Source organism: Salinibacterium sp. SWN139, from assembly GCF_015864625.1.
In the GTDB taxonomy this organism is placed as follows: domain Bacteria; phylum Actinomycetota; class Actinomycetes; order Actinomycetales; family Microbacteriaceae; genus Rhodoglobus.
This window is the reverse complement of sequence record NZ_JADYWV010000002.1, coordinates 237,653-263,906: the sequence shown is the minus strand read 5'-3', so window position 1 is coordinate 263,906 and position 26,254 is coordinate 237,653. Positions and strand designations below refer to the sequence as shown.

The 26,254-nt window shown below is 60.2% G+C and carries 26 protein-coding genes and 1 pseudogene; 7 read left to right on the top strand and 20 right to left on the bottom strand.

What is annotated here, in order from left to right; all coding sequences use genetic code 11:
• Positions 1 to 8: 8 nt before the first annotated feature.
• From I6E74_RS06400 to rpsB, 9 genes are all read right to left on the bottom strand, one after another.
• On the bottom strand, positions 9 to 758 hold the full coding sequence (locus I6E74_RS06400; protein ID WP_197124089.1) for an alpha/beta hydrolase: 750 nt from the start codon (positions 756 to 758) through the stop codon (positions 9 to 11).
• Between the two features lie 11 nt (positions 759 to 769).
• On the bottom strand, positions 770 to 1,069 hold the full coding sequence (locus I6E74_RS06395; protein ID WP_197124087.1) for a hypothetical protein: 300 nt from the start codon (positions 1,067 to 1,069) through the stop codon (positions 770 to 772).
• Positions 1,070 to 1,100: 31 nt separating this feature from the next.
• A complete protein-coding gene (locus tag I6E74_RS06390; protein WP_231604822.1) occupies positions 1,101 to 1,748 on the bottom strand; it encodes a lytic transglycosylase domain-containing protein in 648 nt (215 codons plus the stop codon).
• 43 nt (positions 1,749 to 1,791) lie between these two features.
• A complete protein-coding gene (locus I6E74_RS06385) occupies positions 1,792 to 2,343 on the bottom strand; it encodes a DivIVA domain-containing protein (RefSeq protein WP_197124086.1) in 552 nt (183 codons plus the stop codon).
• A 14-nt stretch (positions 2,344 to 2,357) separates the two neighbouring features.
• Positions 2,358 to 3,161, bottom strand: coding sequence for a phosphatidate cytidylyltransferase (locus I6E74_RS06380; protein WP_231604820.1), 804 nt, complete (start codon positions 3,159 to 3,161; stop codon positions 2,358 to 2,360).
• A gap of 74 nt (positions 3,162 to 3,235) precedes the next feature.
• Entirely contained in the window at positions 3,236 to 3,787 is a 552-nt protein-coding gene (gene frr / locus I6E74_RS06375; protein WP_197124082.1) for a ribosome recycling factor, read from the bottom strand.
• Positions 3,788 to 3,895: 108 nt separating this feature from the next.
• Entirely contained in the window at positions 3,896 to 4,609 is a 714-nt protein-coding gene (gene pyrH / locus I6E74_RS06370; RefSeq protein WP_197124080.1) for a UMP kinase, read from the bottom strand.
• Positions 4,610 to 4,776: 167 nt separating this feature from the next.
• The gene (gene tsf / locus I6E74_RS06365; protein ID WP_197124078.1) at positions 4,777 to 5,604 is read right to left on the bottom strand and encodes a translation elongation factor Ts; all 828 of its coding nucleotides are present in this window, start codon (positions 5,602 to 5,604) and stop codon (positions 4,777 to 4,779) included.
• A gap of 11 nt (positions 5,605 to 5,615) precedes the next feature.
• Positions 5,616 to 6,593, bottom strand: coding sequence for a 30S ribosomal protein S2 (rpsB, locus tag I6E74_RS06360; RefSeq protein ID WP_197124076.1), 978 nt, complete (start codon positions 6,591 to 6,593; stop codon positions 5,616 to 5,618).
• A 321-nt stretch (positions 6,594 to 6,914) separates the two neighbouring features.
• On the opposite strand from rpsB, the gene I6E74_RS06355 reads away from it, so the two are divergent.
• Positions 6,915 to 7,406: a M23 family metallopeptidase gene (locus tag I6E74_RS06355; protein WP_197124074.1), complete on the top strand. Its 492-nt coding sequence runs from the start codon at positions 6,915 to 6,917 to the stop codon at positions 7,404 to 7,406.
• A 62-nt stretch (positions 7,407 to 7,468) separates the two neighbouring features.
• Here I6E74_RS06355 and I6E74_RS06350 read toward each other — a convergent pair whose 3' ends face one another.
• Complete coding sequence (locus I6E74_RS06350) at positions 7,469 to 9,640, bottom strand: MMPL family transporter (RefSeq protein ID WP_231604818.1); 2,172 nt, start codon at positions 9,638 to 9,640, stop codon at positions 7,469 to 7,471.
• A gap of 77 nt (positions 9,641 to 9,717) precedes the next feature.
• Between I6E74_RS06350 and I6E74_RS06345 the strand changes: the two genes are divergently transcribed.
• Entirely contained in the window at positions 9,718 to 10,296 is a 579-nt protein-coding gene (locus I6E74_RS06345; RefSeq protein WP_197124072.1) for a MarR family winged helix-turn-helix transcriptional regulator, read from the top strand.
• A gap of 42 nt (positions 10,297 to 10,338) precedes the next feature.
• Here I6E74_RS06345 and I6E74_RS06340 read toward each other — a convergent pair whose 3' ends face one another.
• Positions 10,339 to 11,247: a tyrosine recombinase XerC gene (locus tag I6E74_RS06340; protein ID WP_307784402.1), complete on the bottom strand. Its 909-nt coding sequence runs from the start codon at positions 11,245 to 11,247 to the stop codon at positions 10,339 to 10,341.
• A gap of 56 nt (positions 11,248 to 11,303) precedes the next feature.
• On the opposite strand from I6E74_RS06340, the gene I6E74_RS06335 reads away from it, so the two are divergent.
• The gene (locus tag I6E74_RS06335) at positions 11,304 to 12,122 is read left to right on the top strand and encodes an SDR family oxidoreductase (protein ID WP_197124068.1); all 819 of its coding nucleotides are present in this window, start codon (positions 11,304 to 11,306) and stop codon (positions 12,120 to 12,122) included.
• Here the strand turns inward: I6E74_RS06335 and I6E74_RS06330 are convergent.
• The 4 genes from I6E74_RS06330 to I6E74_RS06315 all read right to left on the bottom strand — a co-directional run bounded on the left by I6E74_RS06330 (position 12,109) and on the right by I6E74_RS06315 (position 17,649).
• Positions 12,109 to 12,981, bottom strand: a complete 873-nt coding sequence (locus I6E74_RS06330) for an NADPH-dependent oxidoreductase (RefSeq protein ID WP_197124066.1) — start codon at positions 12,979 to 12,981, stop codon at positions 12,109 to 12,111. The two genes, I6E74_RS06335 and I6E74_RS06330, sit on opposite strands and share 14 nt — an antisense overlap.
• 75 nt (positions 12,982 to 13,056) lie before the next feature.
• Positions 13,057 to 13,986, bottom strand: a complete 930-nt coding sequence (locus I6E74_RS06325) for a phosphodiesterase (RefSeq protein ID WP_197124064.1) — start codon at positions 13,984 to 13,986, stop codon at positions 13,057 to 13,059.
• A gap of 252 nt (positions 13,987 to 14,238) precedes the next feature.
• A complete protein-coding gene (gene putP / locus I6E74_RS06320) occupies positions 14,239 to 15,759 on the bottom strand; it encodes a sodium/proline symporter PutP (RefSeq protein WP_197124062.1) in 1,521 nt (506 codons plus the stop codon).
• Between the two features lie 315 nt (positions 15,760 to 16,074).
• Positions 16,075 to 17,649, bottom strand: coding sequence for a helix-turn-helix domain-containing protein (locus I6E74_RS06315; RefSeq protein WP_197124060.1), 1,575 nt, complete (start codon positions 17,647 to 17,649; stop codon positions 16,075 to 16,077).
• Between the two features lie 94 nt (positions 17,650 to 17,743).
• On the opposite strand from I6E74_RS06315, the gene I6E74_RS06310 reads away from it, so the two are divergent.
• From I6E74_RS06310 to I6E74_RS06300, 3 genes are read left to right on the top strand one after another with little or no spacing between them, the layout of a single operon-like run.
• The gene (locus I6E74_RS06310) at positions 17,744 to 18,862 is read left to right on the top strand and encodes an alcohol dehydrogenase catalytic domain-containing protein (RefSeq protein ID WP_197124058.1); all 1,119 of its coding nucleotides are present in this window, start codon (positions 17,744 to 17,746) and stop codon (positions 18,860 to 18,862) included.
• Between the two features lie 2 nt (positions 18,863 to 18,864).
• Positions 18,865 to 19,677 (top strand): alpha/beta fold hydrolase, encoded by an 813-nt coding sequence (locus I6E74_RS06305; protein ID WP_197124056.1) that lies wholly within the window; start codon positions 18,865 to 18,867, stop codon positions 19,675 to 19,677.
• A 14-nt stretch (positions 19,678 to 19,691) separates the two neighbouring features.
• Positions 19,692 to 20,528: an alpha/beta fold hydrolase gene (locus tag I6E74_RS06300; protein WP_197124054.1), complete on the top strand. Its 837-nt coding sequence runs from the start codon at positions 19,692 to 19,694 to the stop codon at positions 20,526 to 20,528.
• Between the two features lie 50 nt (positions 20,529 to 20,578).
• Here I6E74_RS06300 and dprA read toward each other — a convergent pair whose 3' ends face one another.
• A complete protein-coding gene (gene dprA, locus I6E74_RS06295; protein ID WP_231604898.1) occupies positions 20,579 to 21,856 on the bottom strand; it encodes a DNA-processing protein DprA in 1,278 nt (425 codons plus the stop codon).
• Between the two features lie 2 nt (positions 21,857 to 21,858).
• Positions 21,859 to 22,467, bottom strand: a pseudogene (locus tag I6E74_RS14815) (ATP-binding protein); the annotation flags it as partial.
• Between the two features lie 58 nt (positions 22,468 to 22,525).
• Here I6E74_RS14815 and I6E74_RS06285 point away from each other — a divergent pair.
• Positions 22,526 to 24,088 carry a recombinase family protein gene (locus I6E74_RS06285; RefSeq protein ID WP_197124050.1) on the top strand — a complete coding sequence of 521 codons (1,563 nt, stop codon included), beginning with the start codon at positions 22,526 to 22,528 and terminating at the stop codon, positions 24,086 to 24,088.
• Here I6E74_RS06285 and I6E74_RS06280 read toward each other — a convergent pair.
• The 3 genes from I6E74_RS06280 to I6E74_RS06270 form a co-directional block, all read right to left on the bottom strand.
• The gene (locus tag I6E74_RS06280) at positions 24,085 to 24,714 is read right to left on the bottom strand and encodes a hypothetical protein (protein WP_197124048.1); all 630 of its coding nucleotides are present in this window, start codon (positions 24,712 to 24,714) and stop codon (positions 24,085 to 24,087) included. The two genes, I6E74_RS06285 and I6E74_RS06280, sit on opposite strands and share 4 nt — an antisense overlap.
• A gap of 294 nt (positions 24,715 to 25,008) precedes the next feature.
• Positions 25,009 to 25,587 (bottom strand): Swt1 family HEPN domain-containing protein, encoded by a 579-nt coding sequence (locus I6E74_RS06275; protein WP_197124046.1) that lies wholly within the window; start codon positions 25,585 to 25,587, stop codon positions 25,009 to 25,011.
• Complete coding sequence (locus I6E74_RS06270; protein ID WP_197124044.1) at positions 25,584 to 26,225, bottom strand: DUF5343 domain-containing protein; 642 nt, start codon at positions 26,223 to 26,225, stop codon at positions 25,584 to 25,586. The genes I6E74_RS06275 and I6E74_RS06270 overlap by 4 nt, the downstream gene beginning before the upstream one ends.
• Positions 26,226 to 26,254 lie beyond the last annotated feature (29 nt).

Genomic DNA, 26,254 nt, shown 5'->3' with positions numbered 1-26,254 from the left:
ACGAGGGATCACAGCGCCGGTGTGGCCTCGGGCGGCCACGTGCGCGGCAAGGGAAGCGCCACAGGGTTGAGACGCGCCACAACCTCGCTGAGCACGCGATAGGTCTGTGTCTCCCCCACCCACAGGTGCTTGCCACCCTCGACGGCGACGAACTCCAGCTCCGGCACCGAGGCAAAACGCTGCGCGGCTTCTTCGGGCCGCAAGTAGTCATCGAGTTCGGGAATCACCGCGACCAAGCGACGCTCAGTTGCTGCCCACGCGGCTACATCATCCGCCGTCGCTCGATGCAGCGGCGGGGAAAGCAAAATGGCGCCCGTAATCGGATGCTGCAACCCATACTTGAGCGTGACTTCGGTGCCAAACGACCATCCGAGCAGCCACACGTTGGGAAGCCCACGCTCGCGCACGAAGTCCATAGCCGCGGCGAGGTCATGCGCTTCGAGTTCGCCCTCGCCGAATGATCCCTCCGAAGTTCCCCGTGGAGAGGTCACGCCGCGAAAGTTGAAGCGCAGCACTGCGATGTCGGCCAGCGCCGGCAATCGAGCGGCAGCCTTGCGGATGATGTGGGAATCCATGAACCCACCGGCCGTCGGCAAGGGGTGAAGCGTGACCAGGGTGGCAGCGATATGGCCCGACTCAGGCAAAGACAACTCCCCCACCAAAGTGAAACCGTCGTCAGTGTGCAACTCGATGTTCTCACGCACCGCCGGGAGCTCGGTGGCACCTCGAATGGGTTCGCTTGCGGGGGTTGTGTTCACGGAGGTTTGACTCACAATCTGATCTTCCAGCAGTGCTGATGCCAGTGGCGGCGCGCGGCGAGGTCGTCTGCCGATCCCATGATGCCGTCAGCGCGCCACGTGACGGTGTGCGCAGTGCCCGAAGTGATCGTCTGCGAGCATCCGGGGCAGGTGTAGCTCTTGACGGCGTTAGCGGGCGATACAGGCTGAACGTTCCACTCGCCGTCACGCTTCACTTCGGTGCGGCGAGAGCCGAACAGTGCCTGCCTGAGGTCGCCATTGTCGTCATCGTCGGGGCGACGCCGCCCGCGGGGGCGATTAGAACGAGGCATAGCTCAAGCTTATGCGGAGATGCGAGGCGATCTAGTACCAGCCATTGGACTCTGAATAAGCCCACGCGCCACACGGGGTTCCGTAACGGCCCTCGATGTAGCTCAAGCCCCAGGCAATCTGAGTTGCCGGGTTTGTAGCCCAGTCGGCACCGGCAGTAGCCATCTTGCTACCGGGAAGCGCCTGCGGGATGCCATAGGCGCCACTGGAGGCATTCTGCGCGTACACATTCCAGCCAGATTCACGGTTCCACAAGCTAACGAGGCAGCTGTACTCCCCCGAGCCCAAACCACGGGCTGTCAGCATGGACAAGGCAACAGCCTGCGCTGTGCCGGGGTCAGGCGTTCCCACTGCCGGTGCTGCGGGAGCGGCGACCACGACAGGCTCAACGACGAGCTCCTTGATCGTGAGTTTGTCGCGCTCGACTTCATTAACAAAACCTTCGGCAACCGTGATCGACTGCACTTCTGCGCGCTGCACGGTGCTCAGAGGAACCTGCGCCGCCGAGACAGTGCTGGCGGGAGTGGGCACAGCCATCATGAGCGTCGCGATGAAGCCCAAGCTCACGGTAGAAGCAAAGATAGGCAGGCTCCAAGAGACACGGGTGTGGCGCCCAGAAAGATCCGCGCCCTGACTCTTGGCCTGAGCGCGGAGGATTGCCGCATGAGATTTAATAAACAAAGTAAACCGATGCTAACGGACAGACCTGAAAAAACAGAGGGAATTATCGAACGGCAAGCATGACGTCGATAACAGAGTCGATCAAGTAGTCGACCTGTGCTTCGCGGTAGCCGCCCTTGGCGCTTCGGAATGCCGCCGTGCGCACGCGATCGATCGTGAGCGGGGCACCGTGCTGGAAGTAGTCCGCAAGCTCTTGCGCGAAGGCATCCACATCTTTGATCGAGTAGCCGATCGTGAACGAACTTGTGCGGGCAAACTTCTTGCCATCCCGTCGGGCAAGACGATTGAGAATCTCTTGGGCCTCAGAGCGAGCCTTGGCGTACCAGGCGGTCTCCCCCAGCTCTGAAATCGCACGGTCACGCTCGCGAGCGGCAAAAGCGTCTTCAAGGCGCTCCAACGCGGAGTCAACGTGTACCGGCGAATATCCACCCTTTTGCATCGCAAAAGCTAGCTTGCGGATGGTGCGAGACGACACGACAGACGAGTCACCGCGATCGGCGGTGTAGGCACGACGCGCCTCCTCGAGGAAGTCCTCGACCTGGTCGACGTTGTACCCGAGCTTTGACTTTCGGCTACGAGGAAATGTGGTGCTCACGGTTCTATTGTGCCTTACGAGAAGATAAGAAAGAGTGCATAGCCCGCCGCGGCGGACAAAAGCGACGAATCTACACGATCCAAGAAGCCGCCGTGGCCCGGAAGCCAGGTACTAATGTCTTTGATCCCGAGGTCACGCTTAATGAGTGACTCCGCTAGATCTCCCATGGTGGCGGTACCCAAGATAACGAGACCAAAGATGAGTCCAACCCACCAGGGCTGATCGATCATGAAGAGGGCAAGCAGAATGCCAGCGGTGATCGCCGAAAGCGCTGCTCCGGCAAACCCTTCCCAGGTTTTTCCGGGGCTGATGGTGGGAGCCATCTTATGTTTACCAAACGAAAGCCCGCTCGCATACGCCCCGATGTCACTGACAACAACAACGATCAACATTGCAAGCGTCCACCACTGACCGCCGTCTTGAGCAGTTAGCAGCACCGTGAAGCTTGCCAAGAACGCGACGTACAACATCACGAAGACGCCGGCGCCAAGGTCGCGCATGATCGACCGCACCGAGCCACGGTGACTCGGCATCACGACTACTTCAACGAGTCGCCACAGCCACACGAACACAATGCCACCGAGCGTGACAAACCACTGGCCTTCAGCCTGCCAATAGAACGACGCGGGAACAACAGCAACCGCCGCGATGACGGCTGCCACTCGCGGAATCTTGAGGCCCGCAAAACGAAGCGCGCTGGCAAGCTCGAATGCCGTGAAGGCAACCAGCACGCCGGCAAAGAGCATGTACAGCTCTTTGACAAAGATCAGGCTGAACAACAATGCAAGACCAAGGCCCAGCCCCACAGTGAGAGCCATCGCCAAAGGACGCCCCGTGCGGGCGTTAATCTTGTCGTTTGTAGCTCTAACGTGAGCTTCGAATTCGGAGACCATTAGACCTCGAGCAGTTCAGCTTCTTTACGCTTGAGGGCGTCGTCGATTGTGTCGACGTGAGCCTTCGTGCTCGCTTCTAGTTCTTTCTCAGCGCGCGCGACCTCATCTTCGCCGACCTCAGTCAGTGCTTCAAGGTCGTCTTTCGCCTTACGGCGCACGTTGCGAAGCGAGACACGAGCCTGCTCAGCCTTGTCGCGCACAACCTTGACGAACTCCTTGCGGCGTTCTTCGGTAAGTTCCGGCAGCGTGGCACGGATGACATTGCCATCGTTGCCGACGCTGGCACCGAGGTGGTGAGCGCCTGCGATTGCCTTCTCAATGTCTTTGAGCGCGGACTTGTCGAACGGGGTGATCAAGAGAGTACGAGCCTCTTGGTTCACCATGGACGCAAGCTGCTGCAACGGTGTGGGGGTTCCGTAGTAGTCCACAAGGACCTTTTGGAACAACGCCGGGTTAGCGCGGCCGGTACGAACCGTGCCGAAGTCATCTTTGGCAGCTTCTACTGCCTTGTTCATCTTTTCGCTAGCCTCGGCTAGAACATCACTGATCACGGGGGCACTCCTCTGGGTCTCACCCGAGTTTAGCGTGCAGAGGCATGAACAACTGCGGTGCGGCACTCGGAAATCGTTTGGGTGGGGCGGGAATTGGTGCGCTGAACGCTATCCGTGCACGCGAGTGCCGATTTGCTCTCCCACGATAGCGCGCGTGAGGTTTCCTGCTGGCTCCATGCCGAACACGAGCATCGGCATCGCATTGTCCATGCACAGGCTAAACGCGGTCGAATCGACGACCTTGAGGCCCTGCACGAGCGCATCCTGAAAGCTGATTGATTCAAGCTTGCGTGCATCCGGATTGCTGCGGGGGTCAGCGTCGTACACGCCGTCAACGCCGTTCTTAGCAACGAGCACTTCTTCGGCGCCGATCTCGAGGGCACGCTGAGCTGCAACAGTGTCGGTGGAGAAGTACGGCAAGCCTGCACCGGCACCGAAGATAACAACTCGGCCCTTCTCGAGATGACGTTCAGCGCGCAACGGAATATAGGGTTCTGCGACCTGCGTCATAGCGATAGCGGACTGCACGCGCGTAGCCGTACCGGCCTGCTCGAGGAAGTCTTGAAGGGCAAGGGCATTCATGACGGTGCCCAACATGCCCATGTAGTCGGCGCGGCCACGATCCATTCCACGCTGGCTGAGCTCAGCACCGCGGAAGAAGTTGCCGCCACCAACGACGATAGCGATCTCCACGTCAGCCGCAGCAGCAGCAATTTCTTTAGCGAGGGCCGAGACAACATCGGGGTTAACGCCCAACTGCCCACCACCGAATGCTTCTCCCGACAGTTTTAGCAGCACTCGGCGTTTGCGTTGAATTGTCATCGTCTTCTTTCCCTAGCGGTTCTCTATTACAGGGTATTGCGTTGCGGAGAGTTCAGCACGGGCGCACAGCACATTCGCCGCAATGACCGTGCCGGGCCGCCTGATCCGCGGCGGCACACAACAAAGGCCCGAGGCAATAGAGCCTCGGGCCTTCATCGATATGCGTGTTAGGCGCCTACCTTGAAGCGTGCAAAACCAGTGATGGTGATGCCCGCGTCAGCGGCAACCTTGGCGACCGAAACCTTGTTGTCACGAGCGTAGTCCTGGTCAAGCAGGGCAACCTGCTTGAAGAACGCGCCGAGACGGCCTTCAACGATCTTGGGCAGAGCAGCGTCAGGCTTGCCCTCTCCGCGACTGATCTCTTCAACGATACGACGCTCATTCTCGACATCATCTGCCGGAACGTCTTCACGCGAAAGGTAGGTCGGAGCAGCGAACGAGATGTGCTGCGCGATTCCGCGAGCGGTCTCTGCATCGTCACCCGTGTATGCGACAACAACGCCGACCTGCGGAGGCAGGTCCTTGTTGGTGCGGTGCATGTAGACCTCGAACGAGTCACCCTCTACCTTGGTCAGGCGACGCAGTTCGAACTTCTCACCGAGAATCGCAGCCTCATCGTTGATGAGCTGTTCGACAGTCGACGACCCAGCGGGGGCCGCGAGGCCCTCTTCTACGGTCGACGCGCCGGACTCAGCAACTGCGGTAGCAACGGCCTCGCCGAGAGCAACGAACTTGTCACCCTTTGCAACGAAGTCGGTCTCGCAGGCGAGCTCGATGATGGTGGTTGCTCCGCCAGCGGTCTTCGCGGCGATGAGGCCTTCGCTGGTGGAACGGTCAGAACGCTTTGCGTTGCTCTTGGCACCGCGCAGACGCAGGAGCTCGGTGGCCTTTTCGAGGTCACCGCCCGCCTCAACGAGAGCGTTCTTGGTTTCAACCATGCCGGTGCCGAGGCGCTCGCGCAGGGTCTTGAGGTCTTCGAGGCTGAAGTCTGCCATTGTTCGAATCCTTACTTCTTGTCGTCAGCTGCGTCTGCAGCCTTCGCGGGGGTCTTCTTTGCTGCGGGCTTAGCGGCGGCCTTCTCAGCCTTTGCCTCTGCCTTGGCAGGCTCTTCAGCCTTAGCTTCTTCAGCCTTGGGCTCTTCAGCCTTAGCTTCTTCAGCCTTGGGCTCTTCAGCCTTGGGCTCTTCGGCCTTGGGCTCTTCGGTCTTAGCTGCAGCGGCATCCGCGTCAGCCTGGCCGAGAAGCTCTGCTTCCCAAGCAGCCATGGGCTCTACTTCTTTGCCCTCTTCTGGCTTCTGGTGACGCTGAATGAGGCCCTCAGCAGCAGCGTCAGCAACGATGCGCGTGAGGAGACCAACCGAGCGGATGGCGTCGTCGTTACCCGGGATCGGGTACGCAACGTCGTCGGGGTCGCAGTTGGTGTCGAGGATGGCGATGACGGGGATACCAAGCTTGTGAGCCTCGTCAATGGCGAGGTGCTCCTTCTTGGTGTCAACGATCCAGATGGCCGAAGGGGTCTTCGTGAGGTTACGGATACCGCCGAGGCTCTTCTGCAGTTTCACAAGCTCGCGCTTCTGAATGAGCAGTTCCTTCTTGGTGAAACCACGTGTGGTGTCATCGAAGTCGACCTCTTCGAGTTCCTTCATGCGTGCAAGACGCTTGGAAACTGTCTGGAAGTTGGTGAGGAGTCCACCGAGCCAGCGCTGGTTGACGTAGGGCTGGCCTACGCGCAGTGCCTGCTCAGCGATCGTTCCCTGTGCCTGCTTCTTGGTACCGACGAAGAGGATGGTTCCGCCGTGGGCGACCGTCTCCTTGACGTAGTCATAGACAGCGTCGATGTAACCAAGCGACTGCTGCAAGTCGATGATGTGGCTGCCCGAGCGCTCGGTCAGAATAAAGCGCTTCATTTTCGGGTTCCAACGACGAGTCTGGTGTCCGAAGTGTACGCCGCTGTCGAGCAGCTGGCGGATGGTTACGACGGCCATGGCCGTTCTCCTTTTCTGGCTCACTGGCGCGCGTGGCGGCAATGGCCTTCTCAGTTAATACTCGCGACCGGTTGGCGCGAATCCTAGTGCCCGGGCATACCTCCGCCCCCAGCGCAATGGTGCACGAGAGGGGACTGAGTGGAGATAGCGGCCGTGTGCTGCGGTAGTTGTACTGCAACGGGGCACGCGTAGTCACCGCGAATACACGCGGTGCTGCCAAAATCATACCATCGCTCCCCCACAACAGCATCACAGGGAACAGGTTTCCCCTGATGTCTATTTCGGCCGCTATAAGGAAGGGCAGACGAGCACTCTGAATGGATGTTTCGAACCCCTGCATCCATGATTCTTGCGCTCCTCGTGGTGGCGGTCACCGGCGCGAGCGCGCACGCGACCACGACCACCGAGTGGGATTGGCCAGTGGCGATACCGCATCCGATCATCCGCCCCTATATCGCGCCGGAGACGGCGTATTCGGCGGGACATCGTGGAATCGACATTGGCGCTGGCACCACGACTGAGGTGCGAGCTCCCTCCGCGGGTGTCGTGCACTTCGCCGGAGTCGTGGTGGACCGCCCGGTGTTGTCGCTGCGCCACCCTGGCGGACTCATCACAAGCTACGAGCCCGTCACCACCACGCTGGCCCGCGGTGACTCCGTGAAGCAGGGAGAGGTGATTGGCGAGCTGCAGCCCGGACACTGTTCGGTCGCGTGCATCCACTTTGGCGTGCGGCTCGATGGCGAGTACGTGTCGCCGCTCAATTACCTCGGAGCGATACCGCGGGCGATACTGCTGCCCACACGAAAGCCCTAGTCGAGCCCGAGCGCAGAGCGCCTGCGGGCTCGACTAGGGCGAGCATCCGAGTTGTGCGTCGACTAAGCGTCGATGCTGTGTTTCGGCGAGCGCTCATCCTCCGCGTGCTTCGGAGCGTGATCTTCGGCGTGAGCGGGAGCGTGCTCGCGCACGTGCTCGGCAGCGCCACGCTTCGGGGTGCGAACTTCTGCACCAACCGAAATCACGCGACCCGGCCACCAGAACTTCTCGCCAAGCATGAACGCGAGCGACGGCACGATCACGGTGCGAACCAGCAGCGTGTCGAGCAGCACACCGATGCAGACGATGATTCCGATCTGCGTGAGCGTGATGAGCGGCAAAACACCCAGCACCGCAAACACGGCGGCGAGCAAAATACCCGCACTAGTGATGACGCCGCCGGTCGAGGAGAGCGCGCGAATCATCCCCTGGCGTGTGCCGTGTTCGACAGCTTCTTCTCGAGCCCGGGTGACCAAGAAGATGTTGTAATCCACACCTAGCGCCACGAGGAAGAGGAAGCTAAACAGCACCACGTTGGTGTCGATAGCCGGGAATCCGAAGACCGACTGGAATAGCAACCAACTGGCACCCAAACTCGCAAAGAACGAAGCAAGCACCGTGAGCAGCAACAGAATCGGAGCAACAAGCGAACGCAAGAGCAGCACCAGCACGATGAAGACCAGGCCCAAGATGAGCGGGATCACCAGATCTTGGTCATGCTGCTGGGCGCGCTGCACGTCGAGAGCCTGCGCATCCAACCCGCCGACGAGCGCATCAGCACCGTCGATGCTGGACAGTTCAGCGCGGAGAGCCTCAATAGCGGCGAACGAGCCCTCAGTTTCGGCTGCGTCATCCAACACCACGCTGATCTGCGTAATCGTCGACGTGCTTTCGCCGATGCTGACCGCGTCCACACCCTCGACGCCCTCGGCCGCTTGGGCAGCCTCAGCGGCATAGTCAGAGTTCACAATGACGGATGCCGGAGAACCGCTGCCAGCAGGAAAGGCGTCAGCAATAAGTTCTTGGCCCTGAACCGCTTCGGGAACCTGCGTAAAGCTCTCGGTCTGGGAGAGACCAATCTTGATTTGCGGAACGCCCAAGGAGAGCGCGCCAAGCACGATCGCGCCCAGAATGGCAACGGCAACGGGCTTCTTGGAGACCAAAACGCCCAGCTTGTGCCAGACACCGCGTTCTGCGCTGCCTTCAGTGCCGAACTTGGGGATGTACGGCCAGAAGAGACCGCGACCGAACAAGACGAGAGCCGCCGGCAAGACGACGAGCGCGAAGATCATGGCGATAACGACACCCGTGGCACACGCGATGCCGAGCGCACGGTTGCCCTGCAACTCAGCGAATACCAGCGTGAGGAGGGCGAGCACCACTGTGCTGCCGCTGGCGATGATCGCCGGGCCCGCTCCGCGCAGTGCTCGCGACATCGCCTCGCGACGATCTTCTTCCAAGCGTAATTCGTCACGGTAACGGGCGATGAGCAGCAGCGCGTAGTTGGTTCCGGCACCGAAGACCAGCACCGAGAGAATTCCCGTGACCGAGGCATCCAAGGGGATGCCAGCGAGCGCGGCGACACGAGCCGCGACGATTCCGGCAAGACCGTCGGCAGTACCGACGACAATGAGCGGGACAAGCCACAACCAGGGGCTGCGGTACGTCACGAGCAGGAGCACTGCGACAACAATCACGGTGGTGATGAGAAGGGTGAAGTCAGCACCTTCAAAGACGGCGGCGATGTCGACGGCAAATCCTTCGGGACCACTGAGCAATGCAGTGAGGCCACTCGGAAGGTCAGCGTTGGCTTCCTCGCGAATCTCATCCGCGCGCTCGGCTTGTTCGCCAGCTTCGGAGAGGGAGTCGAGCGGAACCGTGACGATCGCGGTCGTGCCGTCGTCGGAGAACGTTGGTGGTGGAACGAATCCCTCGGCCGAGAGGTCGCTCAGCGTGCCAGCCGCCTCGGTGATGGCAGCGGTGTCGCCGTCGGTGAGTGCATCACCGTCACGCGTGAAGACGAGAAGAGCAACCGTGGAGTCAGCCCCAGGGAGGTCTTCTGCTGCAGCGGCGGCCTGTGCCGATTCGGCTGACTCCGGAAGACCGACGCCGGGAAGGGCGCCCTCTTCGTTGCCCGAACCTGCAGCGAATATTGCGCCCGCCGCGAGAAAGGCGGCGACCAATACGATCCACGAAGTGCGCCGGGCGGTGATGAATGTCCTGAGGCGAGACATCGCTCTCCTTCTGAAGAAAAGTACTTCGATTAACTAGATATTAGACAAGTTAGAAACATAGCGGTAAAGTGAGCGGCATGCAACACACCGAATCCCCTCCGGAGCGTCCCGACGCGCGACGCCCCACCCAGCTGTTGCGCGACATCCTCGATATCAGTGAAGAGTTCGAGGAACACGTCGGCCGAACCCTCTCGGTCAACCCGACCGACCTCGAAGCGATGAACCACCTGATCATGAGCGGGCCGCTGCCACCGACTGAGCTGTCTCGTCGCCTCAATATCTCGACGCCAGCCGTGACCGCCTCTATCGACCGACTCATCAACGTCGGCCATGTGACGCGGGAACAACATCCCACCGACCGCAGAAGCGTCGTTGTCGTGCCCAACCCGAGTTCGGTCGCGACAGCAATGGCCACGCTAATGCCCATGATTATGGGCATTGACCGCGTGCTCGATAACTTCGACGACAACGAGAAAGACGTCATCGAGCGATACCTCGATCAGGTCGTCTCTATCTATCGCGCGCAGCTCCCGGAGCCCACTGACGTTCCCTCCCCCAAGCCAGCAGTCGCGCCACCCAAGATTGACCCGCCAGGCCCGCGCCGCACGTCGTGGAAACCAGAAACCCACGTGGGCGACAGCCCGCTCATGGGCTGAGCGATACCAGAAGTCTGGCCGCTGGCCGTCGAGGCCGAATGCTTAGGCGCGGGGATGCGCGGTGCGGTAGCTTTCGCGCAAACGCTCCGTCGAGACATGGGTGTATAGCTGGGTAGTGCCCAGACTGGCATGCCCCAAAAGCTCCTGCACCGCCCGTAGATCGGCGCCGCCATCCAAGAGGTGAGTTGCAGCGGTATGTCTCAACGTGTGCGGCCCGGATCCGCCCGAACCAGGAACGTCGGCGAGCAAATGGGCGATCACTTCGTACACCATGCGCGCACTGACGCGTTTGCCACGGGCACCCACAAATAGCGGTGCCGCTCCCCCGATTTCAGCGGTGAGCTGAGGTCGGCCACGCTCGAGATAATCGGCGATCGCGCGTTGAGCCGGAATTCCAAACGGAACCACCCGCTCCTTCGATCCCTTACCCATCACGCGCACCGTGAGCCGGGAATCATCCACGTCATTCGCACTGAGCCCCACAAGCTCGCTCACCCGCAACGCCGAGGCATAGAGGAGCTCGACAATGGCCCTGTCCCGCAGCGCTACTGGATCCGCCGTGGACGCCCGCGACTCGACACTCTGCAACATCTCGGACATCTGATCGCGATTGAGAACCCGAGGCAAGTGCCGGTCGGCCTTCGGCGCTTTAAGACGAGCCGCGGCATCCAACTCGGTGTAATTATTCTGGGCCAACCACGCGCTGAACGCCCGCGAGGCTGCCGCCCGGCGCGCCAACGTAGCTTTTGCGAGCCCTTCTTGGGAGGACTGCCACAACCACTCGCGCAAGAGTTCGAGATCGAGATCAGCGGGCTCTGTCACCAACCGGTCTGCCGCGAAGGTGACGAGGTTAGTGAGATCAGAACGGTAGGAACGAATCGTGTGCACGCTGAAGCCACGGTCTGCCGAGAGGTACTCGACGAACGTATCCACAAGGCGGGGCAGGTTCACCCCTCTATCGTGCGGCATGCTGACGACAATGGGGCTCGACGCGATAGCGTTTCGGGATGACCATTCAGCCTTCACGCTCCTCTGCCAGCACGGCCCGCGGCACCGCACTCGTCACAGGAGCGACCTCCGGCCTCGGGGCGGAGTTCGCCCATCAACTCGCTTCTGGTGGGTACAACATTGTTCTGGTGGCGCGAGATCTAGCCAGGCTTGAGGCTGTCGCAGCCGACCTGCGCTCACGCTATGGCGTCACCGCCGAAGTGCTGAAGGCCGATCTCACCAATGTCGATGAGCGGGCGATTGTCGAGCAGCGTTTGCACTCGGCGGATGCCCCCATCAGCTATCTGGTGAACAACGCCGGCTACGGATTAGCGCAAGAGTTTGAATCGAACTCCATCGACGACGAAGAGCGGATGCTGGAGATCCTCGCCACCGTGCCCCTCCGCCTCAGCCACGCAGTGCTCGGCGGCATGCTCAGCCGAGGATCCGGCACCGTACTTACTGTCGCCAGCATCGCTGCGGGCGCCCCGCTCGGGCTCTATAGCGCCGCGAAGACGTGGCCGCTGAGCTTCAGCCGGTGGGCGAACGCCCAGTACCGCCATCGCGGGGTGACATTCACCGCGGTGGCCCCGGGTTTTGTGCGCACCGAATTCCACGCTCGACTCGGCATTGAGCGCGCCGACATGGCACCGAAGTGGATGTGGCTCGACGCGGGTTTCGTGGTTCGCTCCGCCCTGCGCTCAGCGGCACGCGGTCGCGCCGTCTCTGTGCCTAGCGTGCGCTACAAACTCATCTGGGCTCTGATGAAGGTCACGCAACCACTAATCATGGTCTTCGTCGCGCGCGCAAGTCGTGGCGCTAGCGCTAACGGATCCTGAAACCGCGCGCTTCGACTTCGTCTTTGAGGTGGTCGCGCATCGCAACCGACGGCCCCGTTACGCCCTCCGGCTTGCTGGTGCGGCGGGCGGTGTGCTCGGCCCAACCATATTCCGAATCAGGAATTTGCACGCCTGCGCTGGTGACCTGACGGCCCGAGTAGAGACCGTTAGCGATCATGACGTCGTCGTACTCGCTGACGTGCTTCTCGATGTCGTCACCTGAATACTGTTCCCGGTGCACAACGGCCTCGCTCGACAAACGCGGCTTTGTTCCCCGACGCACTCCCTCCCGCGGATGACCGAGAGTGAGACCAGCGACGGCAAAGACTCCCTGGGGCAGGCCCAACTCGTCGGCAATCGCCGAAGGCTGATTGCGCACCGAACCGATAGGAACAGCGCCAAGCCCGAGCGACTCGGCGGCGACTAGCGCGTTCTCAAGCGCGAGAGCGGCATCGACGGATGCCATGAGGAACATTTCGAGGTTGTCAGCGTCGAATGTGTGCCCCTGTCGCTCAGCTAGGTAGTGAAAACGGGACACATCGGCGCAGAAGATCAGCATGACAGGGGCTTCAGCGACGTAGCGCTGGTCGCCAACTAGGTGAGCCAGGCGAGCACGGCGCTCTGCATCCTCAACGACGATGATGCTGAACGCCTGCAAGTTAGATGATGTCGGGGCGCTGCGCGCAGACACCAAGATTGCTTCCAGCGCTTCCGCCGCAATCGGCGTCGGCTCAAAGCTGCGAATCGACTCGTGGCTCGTGAGCACCCGAATCGTGTCCGTGATGAACTCGGGGGAAATCTCCCGCTGCTCTTGTTCGATTCGAGATGTGGGTGCGGTGTTTATTGAGCCCAAAGTCATAATTCAATGATTTCACGGCGCACTGGATGCTTCGTGCACACGCGATGCGAGCGAGAAGCGTGCAGCAAGCCCGAACTAGTCGGAGGCCGCCACTTCTGCCGCATTGAACGTGGAGTTTTTGGCTGAGAACGTCTCGAGGCGCTGCTCGGGCGTCATCGCTTCGACTTGCGCCCACGCTTCAGCAGAGTGGCCCGTGATCTCCGTGGTGTCGCCGACCGGAATGATCGAGTGCACGGTCTGTTTCTCGTAAACGTGCACAACGTTGACCGACTGCCCGTAGTCGACTCCGGAAAGCAGTCGTTCATGGGCACTGAGGTCGAGGGTGTAACAGGTCGCCGAAGCGACCGAAACGGGGATCCCCGCGAAAGTTGAGTGCGTGGAGTAGTGCAAATGGCCGCCTAAAATCGCGCGAACGTCGCTGCCCTGCAGCACCTCCGCGAGCCGGTCTTGACCCTGCAGCTCAAGCATCCCCATCGCCTCCAACATCGGGGTAGGGATGGGCGGATGATGCACCGCCAGAAGCGTGCCGTGCGGCGCCGGGGTGGCCAGTTCGTTGCGCAGCCACTCCAGCTGTTCGTCGCCGATCTCGCCGTGGTGGTAGCCGGGCACCGTGGTGTCGAAAGAGATGATGCGCAATCCGTCAATCATGTAGACCCGGTCTTGTGGGGCATCCGATTTTTCGTCGAACAGCAGCGATGAGTACTGGGCGCGCTCGTCGTGATTACCCATCACCCAAATGATCTCCGCGTTCATGCGTTTCGCTGCCGGCTCGACGATCGCACGCAAACGCACGTAAGCGTCGGGCTCGCCCAGATCGGCGAGGTCTCCCGTGAACACGATGGCTTGAGGATTCGCGGTTGAGCGCTCAAGTTGAGCAAGTGCCTGCTCGAGGTGAGCGATCGTATTGACCGCGCCATACAGCGGTCGACCGCCGGCGAGCAGATGAGTGTCGCTGACATGCGCGATGACGTGGCTGGGGGCAGGATATTGGCCGAGTTGAATCACAAGCCAAGCCTAGGGCGCGCCCCTGTCATCCGCCGTGAATTCTTGGAAATTTGCGGGACGCGCTCCTGCAGGCCGAGCACTGAGCCTGACGAAGCTCCGACGGTGGGGATCTGATCTCGTCGCACGCGATCCGCCCGGACCCGGACTGAGGGTCACTCCGGCAGCGTTAACGAAAAATGCCCGCTCCCACAATTGTGGGAGCGGGCATTTCATGTTGTCGACCTAGCTAGCGTGGGCCGCTAGGCCACCGCTTTAGTCCTCCTTGTCGAAGACGGGCAACGTGACCGTTCCGGTGCGAACACCCTCGACTGCAGAGTCGAACTCGGTAACGATGTTGTCGCTGTGCTTGAAGGTGAGCAAGCTCACGACTACAGCGACGATCAGGTTGAGCGCGAAACCGGGCACGATTTCGTACATAACTCCCGAGAGCGCGTCGACGTTGCCCCAGATAACCACAGTGACGGCACCCGCGATCATGCCGGCGATCGCTCCCGGCGCCGTGAGTTTGCGCCAGAAGAGAGACAGAAGCACGATCGGGCCGAACGCTGCACCGAAACCGGCCCATGCATACGACACCAGTTCGAGTACCGATGATTCAGGGTTCAGCGCGAGCAGGATGGCGATGATCGAGACCACCAAGACACCCATGCGTCCAAGAACGACCTGAGCCTTGGGCGTCGCTTCCTTCTTGGCAACGATCTTGAAGAGGTCTTCGACGAGAGCCGAAGATGACACGATCAGCTGGGAAGAAATCGTACTCATCACAGCAGCAAGCACCGCGGCAAGAACGAAGCCAGCAATCAACGGGTGGAAGAAGACCTGAGACAACTCAAGGAACACCTTTTCCGGGTCGTCGAGCGTGAGATCCGGGTTCTGCTGGAAGTACGCGACACCGATGAGGGCGGATGCCATGGCACCAAGAACAGAAATAACCATCCAGCTGATTCCGATACGGCGACCGGCTACAGCGTCTCCCGGCGAGCGAAGCGCCATGAAGCGCACGAGAATGTGCGGCTGACCGAAATAACCGAGTCCCCAAGCGGCAGCAGAGATCGCAGCGATAGCAGAACCACCGAAGAGGTTGAGCATGTCGACTTCTTCGCTACTCACCGCACGGATCGATTCCATGGCGCCGTCAACGCCACCGACCTGCGAGATACCGATGATGGGAACAAAAATCAGGGCGAGGAAGATCATGATTCCCTGCACCACGTCGGTGTACGTCGCGCCGATGAAGCCTCCAAAGAGGGTGTACAGCACAGTGACACCACCCACGAGGAGCATGCCGATGAGGTATTCAGAGTTGAATGCGCTCTCGAAGAACTTTCCGCCAGCGACCATGCCGGAGGAAACGTAGAAAGTGAAGAACACGAGGATGATGACACCGGCGGTCACGCGCAGAATGTGAGACTTATCGCGAAGGCGATTCTCGAAGAAGCTCGGCACCGTAATCGAGTTTTTGGAAACTTCGGTATATGCGCGCAAGCGCGGTGCGACAAACTTCCAGTTGAGCCAAGCGCCGATCGTGAGGCCGATGGCGATCCAGCCTTCGACGAGGCCGCCGACGTAGAACGCTCCCGGGAGTCCGAGGAGTAGCCAGCCGGACATGTCGGATGCGCCGGCGCTGAGGGCTGCGACGCCGGGGCTGAGCTTGCGGCCAGCGAGCATGTAGTCGTCGAGGTCAGTGGTTCGCTTGTACGCCCACCATCCAATGCCAAGCATCGCGGCCATATAAATGACCATCGCAATAATTTGGAAGGTTAGATCGTTCACAGTGTTGCCTTTCTCATGCATGTGCGTGGGTTAAGCCTGTCTACCCTCGCAGAGATAAGGATTAGTAACAATCCAAAATGTCACACATAAAGCGTAATGAAATCTAATGATTACTGATCAGAACGCAGCGATGCCGCACAATTCTCACGTGTGCACAGGAGTCTTGCGTGGCGTGCGCGACATTCACAGCTTTCGCCCCTTGTGCTGCTTCGCCGAATACCATTCTTATTCTTTTCGTTCGGCAGCATGCTTGGGGTGGCTTGGGCGTGTGATGGGGGTGCTCGGGCCCCCGATACCCACTTCGCGGACAGCGCCTTATTCGGCTTCCAACACTGCGTGCGTCCGCAACGCGATGTGCACATCCAGACTTCGAGACCCTTCACGCCATCCGGGGAGCAACTGATCGAGCCTCTCCAGCCTTTGGCGCACGGTGTTCTCGTGAATAGAAAGACTCGAAGCGACGCCGGATACGGAACCCTGACTGTCGAGATAGCGCAAGGCGGTTTCCAACAAGCGCTGGTCCCGGGACGTGCCACCCATTAGCGGCCCCAACTGAGCAGCGACGTAGAGTTCCGCAGAGTCTCCTGAGCCTTCGACTGCAAACGCGACCACACCAAGAGATGCTTTTGCCGCCAGTTCTCGTGGCCGATGCAAAGCGCGCATTGATCTGGCCAAGCGCGCGGCCTCGGCGTACGCGGTAGGAATCTCAGCTTCGGATACCGCCGCTGCGATTCCCCCGAAATAGATGAACGAACCGATGCATTCGGACAGGTGTTCCGCGATCGACGGAAAACTACGAACGATGACAATGATCGATCCCCGCCGCTCGGCCGCGATCGCATCCCTTCCCATACCTTTGCGCAGCGATGCCAGTGCCGCGCGACGCGCATTCGGGTCTTCGATCTCGACGACCGTGACCTCCACACTCCCTGTTCCCTGCAGCCCTAAACGCACAGAAGGCCCAGAACCGTCACGAGCTGGTTCGATCACACGTTCGACCACTTCGGATTCCCTGAAGTGCCGCGCATCCTCGATCGCTCGTTCGTACAACAGCGCGATCGAGATAAACGTTGCCATGGTCGGTGCGAGCGCCTGAACAAGCCGCGGATCAGCATCGGACACCTGGATTACGCCTCCCGCATCGAGAGGGATCGAATTAGCACTATCAGCCGGGCTGGAACCTTCGTCGCTGTCGCCAATCGTGACGCGCCCTCTCACCGCCGTTGACGCGATCTCGAGCAGCTCAACCGTGCCCTGGCCAGCAGCGAGCGCCGCCGAGAACTGATCGGATGCCCGAAGTTGGATGGCCTCGACTTCAGAGCTCGACATGAGATTGTCAATCTCGCGCTTCGATACTTCGGCCTGGGTTTTCAGCCGCCTCCGAAGGTTATAAACGTCGACCGCGATCGAGCCGATCAGTGCGGCCTCGACAAGGGTCTCTTTTTGACGTTGCGTGAAGGCTCCAGCGGTACGATTCGCGACGGTGAGCGCACCGACCACATCACCGCCGGCACGAAGCGGCGTACTCAAGATTGCCCGCACACCTTCGGATGTCACGGCCTCATCCACTGACTCGATGTGCAGCCTTGAAACATCGCGCAAATAATCGGCAGACTCGGTCATGAAGCCGGCCGCCGCCATCCCGAGCACTCCCGTGCCGATGGGCATACGGATCGCAGCGTATTCAGGCGTCAGGATGCCATCGGAGAACTGAATCTCAGTAGTGCGGGTCGCGCTCTCGTTCAAGCTGAGATACGCGAGTTCGCAGCCAACCGCAGAACGCACCCGTCGAACAAGTCCCGTGAGAATCAAGTCAGGGTCATGAAGCGCAGAAATGTCTTCCGCCACTTCTCGCAGCAAGGGAGCTTCCGAACCAATTTGTGGAGCCATTTACATATTATTTCATCAACTTGTGTTCTGAGTACATAGAAGGCCACAGGCGAGGGCAGCACAATTGCTACATGTTCAAGGGAGAACCCGGTAAATGAGAATCCTCGGTGCAGTGTTGAGAACATCCGATGCTCTTCGCCCCTACTCAACGTCGAGCCCTCTCACGATCGAGCAGCTCGAATTGGATCCCCCTGGCCCTCACGAAGTTCTGGTCCGGATAGAAGCGGCAGGGATCTGTCACTCTGACCTTTCCGTCGTCAACGGCTCCCGCCTTCGGCCATTGCCTATACTGCTGGGGCACGAAGCCGCAGGGATCGTCGAAGAAATCGGTTCCGCTGTCGCCGGCCTCTCTATCGGACAACGTGTTGTTGCCGCATTCCTCCCCCGCTGCGGCACGTGCGCGGCTTGTCAGACCGGCGGTCGCCTTCCCTGCACGCCTGGGTCACACGCGAACGGCGAAGGAACCCTTCTTGACGGAGGCAGGCGCTTGCACGCCGGCGATGAGTCCGTCGCTCATCACCTTGGCGTGTCAGCATTCGCCACTTATGCGGTCATGGATGCGCGATCACTCGTCGCTGTCGGAGCGGATGTGCCCCCGGATATTGCGGCCGTCTTGGGCTGCGCCGTGCTTACGGGAGGCGGCGCTGTGCTCAATGCTGGTCGGCCGACTGCCGGACAGACCGTCGCTGTCGTCGGGCTTGGCGGCGTCGGCATGGCTGCGCTGCTGGTTGCCGCATCCGTTCCTGAGGTGACGGTCGTTGGCATCGATGCGAATGTGGGCAAGCTCGGCTTGGGCCTGGAACTCGGTGCTTCCGTAACGTTCACCCCCGAACAAGCTGTCGATGCTGGTTTCACCGCAGACGTCGTCATTGAGTGCGCGGGCGTCGCGCGAGCGTTCGAAACCGCTGTCGCGCTCACCGCACCCGGTGGACGCACTGTGAGCGTCGGCCTGCCCGGGCCCGAAGCGGAAGTGCGCATCTCACCACTGCAACTCGTAGCGGAAGCTCGCGAGATCGTCGGCAGCTACCTCGGTTCAGCGGTGCCGTCACGCGACATTCCCTACTACGAAAATCTGTGGCGTCAGGGACTGCTTCCTATTGAGAACCTCATCACCGCTCGCATCGAATTGAAAGATATTAATGAAGGATTCGAGACTCTCGCGAACGGCGATGCTGTGCGGCAGATAATCGAGTTTCCCGAAGTGAGCGTGTGACCGTGAGCTTGCTCACGCGTTCGGTACAGACCGCCGACGATGTGAAACTTCACCTCGAAGGCACCGGGACACCGAGAATTCTCATTATCCACGGGCTCGGGTACGCGAGCTGGGAAGCCCAGCGATTGCGGGCCGCTTTGGGCCAGGACTTCGGGCTCTGGAGTCTCGATAATCGCGGCACGGGCGTCTCTGAGGACACTGAGGCGTCGACATCAATCGCGGACCTCGCAGCCGATGCTGCTCTGGCAGTGGAGTCTCTGGGCGGACCGCTCATCATCGTCGGCCATTCCATGGGGGGCTACATCGCCCAGACTCTTGCACGGTCTCGCCCGGATCTCGTCCGCGGTCTGGTTCTCGTCAGTACCAGTTGCGGGGGCCCTGGCGCTGATCCGGTTCCTGAATCGACGGTGGATGCGTGGGCTAGCGCCCGCGGACTCGCGCCCGCCGAGTACGCCAGGCGCACCATGCCGCTGTCGTTCAGCGAAGACTGGCCCGACCAGCATCCTGACGAGTTCGAGAGAATCCTGAGCGAGCGAGCCGTGCACCCAACCAGTGCGTCGGTGTGGCAGAGGCAGTTCAATGCTGCGCAACAGTTCATGGCGACCGGATCTCCGTGTGACTTCGTTTCTCCCACGGTGATTATTCACGGCGCTGCCGACCGCATTGTGCCGGTTGCCAACGGACGACACTTGGCCCGTCAGCTGCCTCAAGCCGGGTATCACGAAATCTCGGAGGCGGGGCATTTGCTCCAGCTGGAGCAGCCACAGCTCATCGCCGATCTGATCACCGTTTTTATCACCAATCAGCTGCACTAAGAAAGGAAATAATCATGCCCGACATCGAGGTTGAGCCCGGAATCACCATGCATTACGAAGACCGTGGAACCGGTGAAGTAATCGTTTTCGTTCACGGCTGGGGAGGTAGTGGAGATGCGTGGGACCTGCAGGTCTTAGATCTCGCCCCGTCGTACCGTTGCATCACTGTGGATCTCCGCGGACACGGCAGCTCTGACAAACCGTGGGGAGACTACAACTACGATCTCTTCGTTCGTGATCTCAATGTCCTCGTTTCTGAACTAGGCCTCGAGCGCGTAACCCTCGTCGGATGGTCGATGGGCGGGCATATTGCGCTCAAATTTGCTCATGAGCATCCTGAAAAGCTTGCGCGTGTGGTTGTCACTGGAAGTGGCCCGCGATTCTCTGGCACGGAGGATGCCCCCTACGGCACGCCCGAGGGCGAAGTTCAGGGGCTTGTGGATGCCATCAAGATCGCTCCCATCGAAACCATCGCTGGTCTTTACGGAAACAACTTCCACCGCACTGATCTCACGGCGACTCGGGATTGGTTCGTTCAGACAGGTTGGAAGGTTCCGGCATTCGTTGGCGTATCGAGCTTCCAGGCTCTGCTCGACAACGATCTGCGTGGAGTGCTCCCTTCGGTGCAGACTCCGGTGCACATTTTCTCGGGGCGGCACGACGCTATTTGGGACCCGCGGTGGAGCGAAGAAGCGCACCGCTTGATCCCCACCTCGACGTTGACGTATTTCGAAAACAGCGGACACGTGGCGTTCATCGAGAACCGGATCGAATGGAATGCAACGCTCGTCGACATCCTCGAGGGGCGTGCGCCCGCCGAATCGACCGGGGCTGTAGCGCCGGCAGAGTAAGTCAGTTGGCTCGGTGCTGGGCTGCGCGGTTACCGCGTAACTCAGCGCCGCTAGCCGCGGCTCTTCGCTGCGCGTTTCCACCCGCGCTCCGTCTCGGTGACGCGACCGTCGAGTTCGAGCAGCCCGAGCTGGGCGCGGACCGTAGAGATCGCGAGGCCGCTGCGCGCGGCAATGTCATCGGTGGTGCGGGCGCTGCGAGCGCTGAGGGCGTCGAGAAGGCGAGTGGTCTCGGTGTTGGCTGGGCTGCCAGCATCCGGATGCTCACTCTGCGTTCTTGTAGTACCCCCGGAGTCTGTCGCCTCGTCGACCGGCAGGAGCGCTTGCTCGAAGGGTGCGAGCTCAGCCATTTGGTCGGGGTTGGTGACGCACACGGCGTCGTAGTCACGGATGAGGCGGTGGCAGCCTGCTGAGGCAGCGCTCGTGACCGGCCCGGGCACTGCGCCGAGCGGGCGCCCAAGGGCAGCGGCATGACCTGCCGTGTTGAGCGACCCCGAACGCCAGCCCGCCTCAAGAACGACCGTCGCCATGCTCGCTGCAGCTATGAGCCTGTTGCGCTGCAAAAATCTCCACTTGGTGGGTGGTGAGCCGCACGGCAACTCCGAGATCACCACACCGTTTTCGACGATGCGGCCGAGGAGCGCGTCGTGACCGCTCGGGTAAAAGCGGTCTACTCCCCCGGCGAGAAAGGCGACAGTGAGTCCTTGGCTGGCGAGAGCAGCGCGGTGGGCCATGCCGTCGATTCCGTAGGCGGCACCGGACACGATCGTGTAGCCACGATCGACGAGACCGGCGGAAGCTTCCATCGTGATGTGCTCGCCATAGCCGGTGGCGGCGCGGGCTCCGACGAGGGCGATGCCGCGATCGATTCCGGCGAGAGCTTCGTCGGTTCCGCGCACCCAGAGCGCCGAGGGCGCGTGCCAGTCGAGATCGTTGAGCCGCGACGGCCACAGGGTGTCTTCGGGCGTGAGCAGGCGTGCGCCGAAACGGGCGGCCTGCCGCAGAGCGATGAGCGCGGTGTTCGACTTGAGCCGTGGCATCCATCGCTCGATTGCTTGGGCCATGTCGTCGTCAGCCACAGTGTCGCCACCCGTTGACAGAGCGGCAGCAAAGCGTTCTGGTTCCCACCGTTCGACAACGCCGGCGAGCGCTCGTACAGCGCCGAGTTGCTGAATGGCGCGACCCGCAAGACGATCGCCGGGTTCCGCAAGGCCACTCCACGTTGCTCGCGCGAAACCTTCTTCGATCGCGTCACGATCGAGATCGACACCGCCGTCGACGCTGACCGCTTTCACGAGGGTCGCAACTTCTGATTCTTTGAGTCCAAACATGCTCACTGTGCCATGGCCTTTCTGAGGTAAAGCGCTTGCCCGACGTGGGTGTCGTCGGGTCGGGAAACGTCGGCGAGGTCAGCGAGTGACCAGGCGACGCGCAGAACACGGTCATAGCCGCGCATAGTGATGCCTCCACGTTCAAGAGCACGGTCAAGCCCTGCTGTGACCTTGGGAGCCAGTCGCAATTCGCGACCGCGCAAATAGGAGCCCGGCACGTGCGAGTTGAGCCGCCACGGCGTGGTCTCGAGGCGAGCGGCTGCACGCTGGCGGGCCACTGTGACGCGGGCTCGAGCATCCGCCGTCGAGAGAGACGGCCGCTCTCCCGCTAGCCGCAGCTGAGCACTGGTGATTCGCTCAACCCGGAACTGAATGTCGATGCGATCGAGAAGCGGACCCGACAGGCGGGCAAGGTATCGGCGACGACTGTTCGGCGGGCACGTGCATTCGCTGTCGCGCGCACCCCACTGCCCGCAGGGGCAGGGGTTGGCCGCCATCACGAGCTGGAAGCGGCCGGGGAAGTGGGCAATGGCATTGGCCCGATGGATGCTGATGACCCCCGATTCGAGCGGTTGCCGAAGCGCGTCCAACGCTGCCGGGGCAAACTCGGGCGCTTCGTCGAGAGATTAGTTTTACAATTGAATAGGAGAACCAATCGGAAAGTTGAACATGGAAGCCACTGCAGCCATCTACGCGCGCCTCTCCGTAGATCGAGACGGCAAAAAGGTTGGTATCGACACGCAACTCGAAGACTCGCGAAAGCTCGCTCTCGAACGCGGTTGGACCGTTGTTCGAGAGTACGTCGATCGCAATCTGTCAGCGGCTGACAAGCTCGTCAAGCGTCCCGAGTATGACCGCATGGTTCAAGACTTCGGACTAGGCCAGTTCGCGAACATTGTCTGTTGGGATCTCGACAGGTTGACTCGTCAGCCGCGACAGCTCGAAGACTGGATCGACGCCGCGGAGACTCGCCAGGTCACGGTCGTGACAGCGAACGGAGAGGCCGATCTCGGGAACGACGGTGGACGACTCTACGCGCGCGTAAAGGTCGCGGTCGCAAAGGGTGAGGCTGAACGAGCAAGCTCTCGCCAGAAGCGTTCCAAACAAAGCCGTAGAGAAAAAGGTCAGTGGCACGGTGGAACCGTGCCCTATGGGTTCCAAACCGTGCCGGGAGAGAGCCGGCTGATACCGAACCCAGACGAAGTTCTGCGAGTTCACGAGGTCGCACGTCGGGTGTTGGAAGACCGAGAGTCGATGCACAGCATAGTGACGGACTGGAACAATAACGGCTTCACTACTCGCGCAGGCAAGCACTGGAGACAAGCTAATCTGCGTTCGATTATGCTCAATCGCTCGATGCTTGGTGAAACTAAGGCTGGGGTCGTCGGTTGGGATTCGATCATCGAGAAGCGAACCTTCGACCGGATGACAGCTCTACTCACTGACCCTTCTCGCAAGGTCGTCCACTCCCCCGGTTTGAAGTCGAAGAAGTACGCTATGGGTGGTGGGCTCTCAGTCTGTGGAGTCTGCGGAAAAGCGCTGATTACACACGGCAAGGTATCTGGTGGTTCAAGGACCACGACTCTTGCCTGCCTAGCTCGCGTGCACGGCCCATCTGACAAGCACCCTCGTGTTGAGCGCGAACGCCTACGCAATGGCGAACTCACCACTGTTCTCGAAGACACTGGCCGCGTTTCAATCTCCCATGATCCGCTTGAAGAAGTCGTGTTCGAGGCGTTGATCGCGAAGCTCAAAGCGTCGCCAAGGTTCCTGCAACGCATGGGCGAACAGGACCCAGAGACAGACCAACGACTCGATCATTTGGAGCAGCAACGTCGCGATCTACGGTTCGAGAAGGAACGTGCTCAAAATGCGTATGTGAAAGGGATTATGGACGAGCGCAAGGCGCTTGCAGAAGTGCAACGCATTGATGCCCTAATCGAGAACATAAGTAAGGAATACGATTCGCTTCTCAGGCTGCCGATATCAGTCGGAGACTTCGACGCTGAGAGCGGCATCGACTGGCGAGCCTGGACTGCCGGGCGTCGCCGAGCTGCGCTACTCGGGTTCATCTCTCGCGTTGAGGTCCAGCCTTATCCCGCTGGTGCGAAACGTACGCGGCCGAAGTTCAAAAACGAATCTCTCGAAGACTACGAGTCAGCTAGATGGTCGATCTTGAAGGAGGCAGCAGGATCTCGCATCGAGATCCGTTGGAAGTGGGAATCCGTTTAGAAGACCCCATCGTAAGCCCACGTGACCCGGTGCACTTCTAAGGCCACTCCGTGCTCATTTTCCCATGAGATCCCGAAGGTAAAATCTCCGTCGAAGTCATCGCTCGCGGGGGTCGCGACGAAAGTTTCGAATTCTCCTGCGACGATCTCCGGCCAGTCGAGTGCAGAGTCTACCCGCAGGTCTGAAGGGGAGACGTGGACCGCCACATTCTTTGCGACGCTCCCCAGCGCGACATTGGTGATAGTCCACTCATTGCGGCGGCCCACCGGGTCCAGCAGTATTTTCCACTGGGCTCGAATCGATGGCCGAGACCTCGCACGCTCATATGCTTGCTCAGCTTGGGATAGACCAGCAGCGTGCGCGGCGTGCAACTTGCCTTCAGTCGTTAAGGGCCGCCACTTTCCGATGTTCACCCATATCGCTTTTCGCCACCGGGGAAGAAAAATGGTCGGCAATATTACCACCAAGAAACCGCCGAGCAAGTACACCCAGAAAGGCAGGTCTGACTTCGACAGCCAGTTGATAAACCCAATTATTGCGGTGCCGGCCACGAAGGCAATGATGGCAACGACGATATCTCGGAACATACCGCGCTCTGAATTGGGTTTTGCAGATTCTTCGGTCACTGCGCAACCATATCGTCAGCAGAAGCCTCAACTAGTTCGGGCTCGTAACCTTTGTCGATCAATCGACCACGGGTTTCACGGGTTACCGCCTCGTTGACGCTGAGCAACTTACGCTAGCTCCATGGTCGATCGCTTCGTAGGCCCGGACGCTCTGGATGATCTTGCAGCGCCCAACTGCCCGAGCTGTCTCGAACCTATGGAGGCGCGCGTCGGCGCATGGTGGTGCGCCAACTGCCGGACAGCCATACGACCAACTTGTTCTACGAGTTAAGGCTCAGCTTCGAGGTTCGTGAACTAACCAACCTGCCGGGTCCAGTCTCGCAAGTAGAGAGCAATTCGAGCGATTTCATGAGGCTCAAGCAGGTTGTTATGGGCCACGATGTTGCGGCTCTTCTCTAAGTCATCAAAGCGGCTCGTTACCCAGTTGATGTCAGGAAAGAGATCTTCGAACTCAACCCAGTTTTTGCGGATAAGAGACGCTAGATCACCGAAGTTTGTGTAGTAGATCTCGCTCGCCCCCCGGCGCATGTGCCATCGTGATTTTCCTTCCGCCGCTTGACGCGTCTGGACATCCCTCGTTATGGACGAAGTTGCAGCTTTATCCCACCAGTCGGCCCCCAAACGCTCTGCCAAACGCTCGCTTACGACTTCTCTGACAGAGTTCTCAAATACGAAAAACGCGAGGTACGCGGGGAGGGCACGCATCGCGGACGCCCTGATTTCGGATGAGTAGTCTTCAAGAGGCATCACCCGCTGAAGCGCTTGAGGGTCAGTCGACGCCCGGACCGCAGTGCCTTCCGACTCAAGGTCGTTCAGTGCGTCTTCGACTGTTAGCCCAGCGAACAACCATTCACGGAGCGACGACTCGGTCACATCAGCTCCGCTTTGATGGCTTGGAAAATAGCCCTATAGACGCTCACGTCAGTCGTTGGCGGGAGATGAATATGAACATCATGGTGCAGTTGGAAAAGTCCGGTGCCGGAGATCTTCGCTCCCGAGACATTGCTCGGCTCGCGCTCCGGGGACTCACTGCTGTCATCGGTTTCTGGGACCGAACTGTCGATTAGAGATGCATCCCGCTCGGCACCGTTTCCTGACCAGTCCGCCTTGTCGCAGAGAGATCTAAAGGTCGACGCCATTTTCTGTGCTACTGATTCACTCGCCCCTGAGACTGTCTTTACGACGCCCATGATTTGAGAGGTTGTCTTTTCATAGATCTTTTGGTCGGCCATGAAAAGATCCGGCCAGCCTTCTCTTAGGCCCATCGCTAACACTGCCCCAGATCGCTCGCCCTTGAATTCGTTATAGCGAGCGGTCGGCGCACCGTCTGCGCTCAAGAAGCCGAGCGCCCTCAATATCTTGATTATCGGTCGATCTTGGGAAGCGGTGAAGCCAAGCGTTGACTTCAGAAAATCATGCGTAAACCTTGGAGGAGTTCCAGCCGCGCGAATCTTTTCGAGAATTGCTGGCAAGTTAGTGACGCTGAGCATGTACGGAATCTCAGTTGGCATGTTTCTCCCTTGATGAACACCGCGAGTTG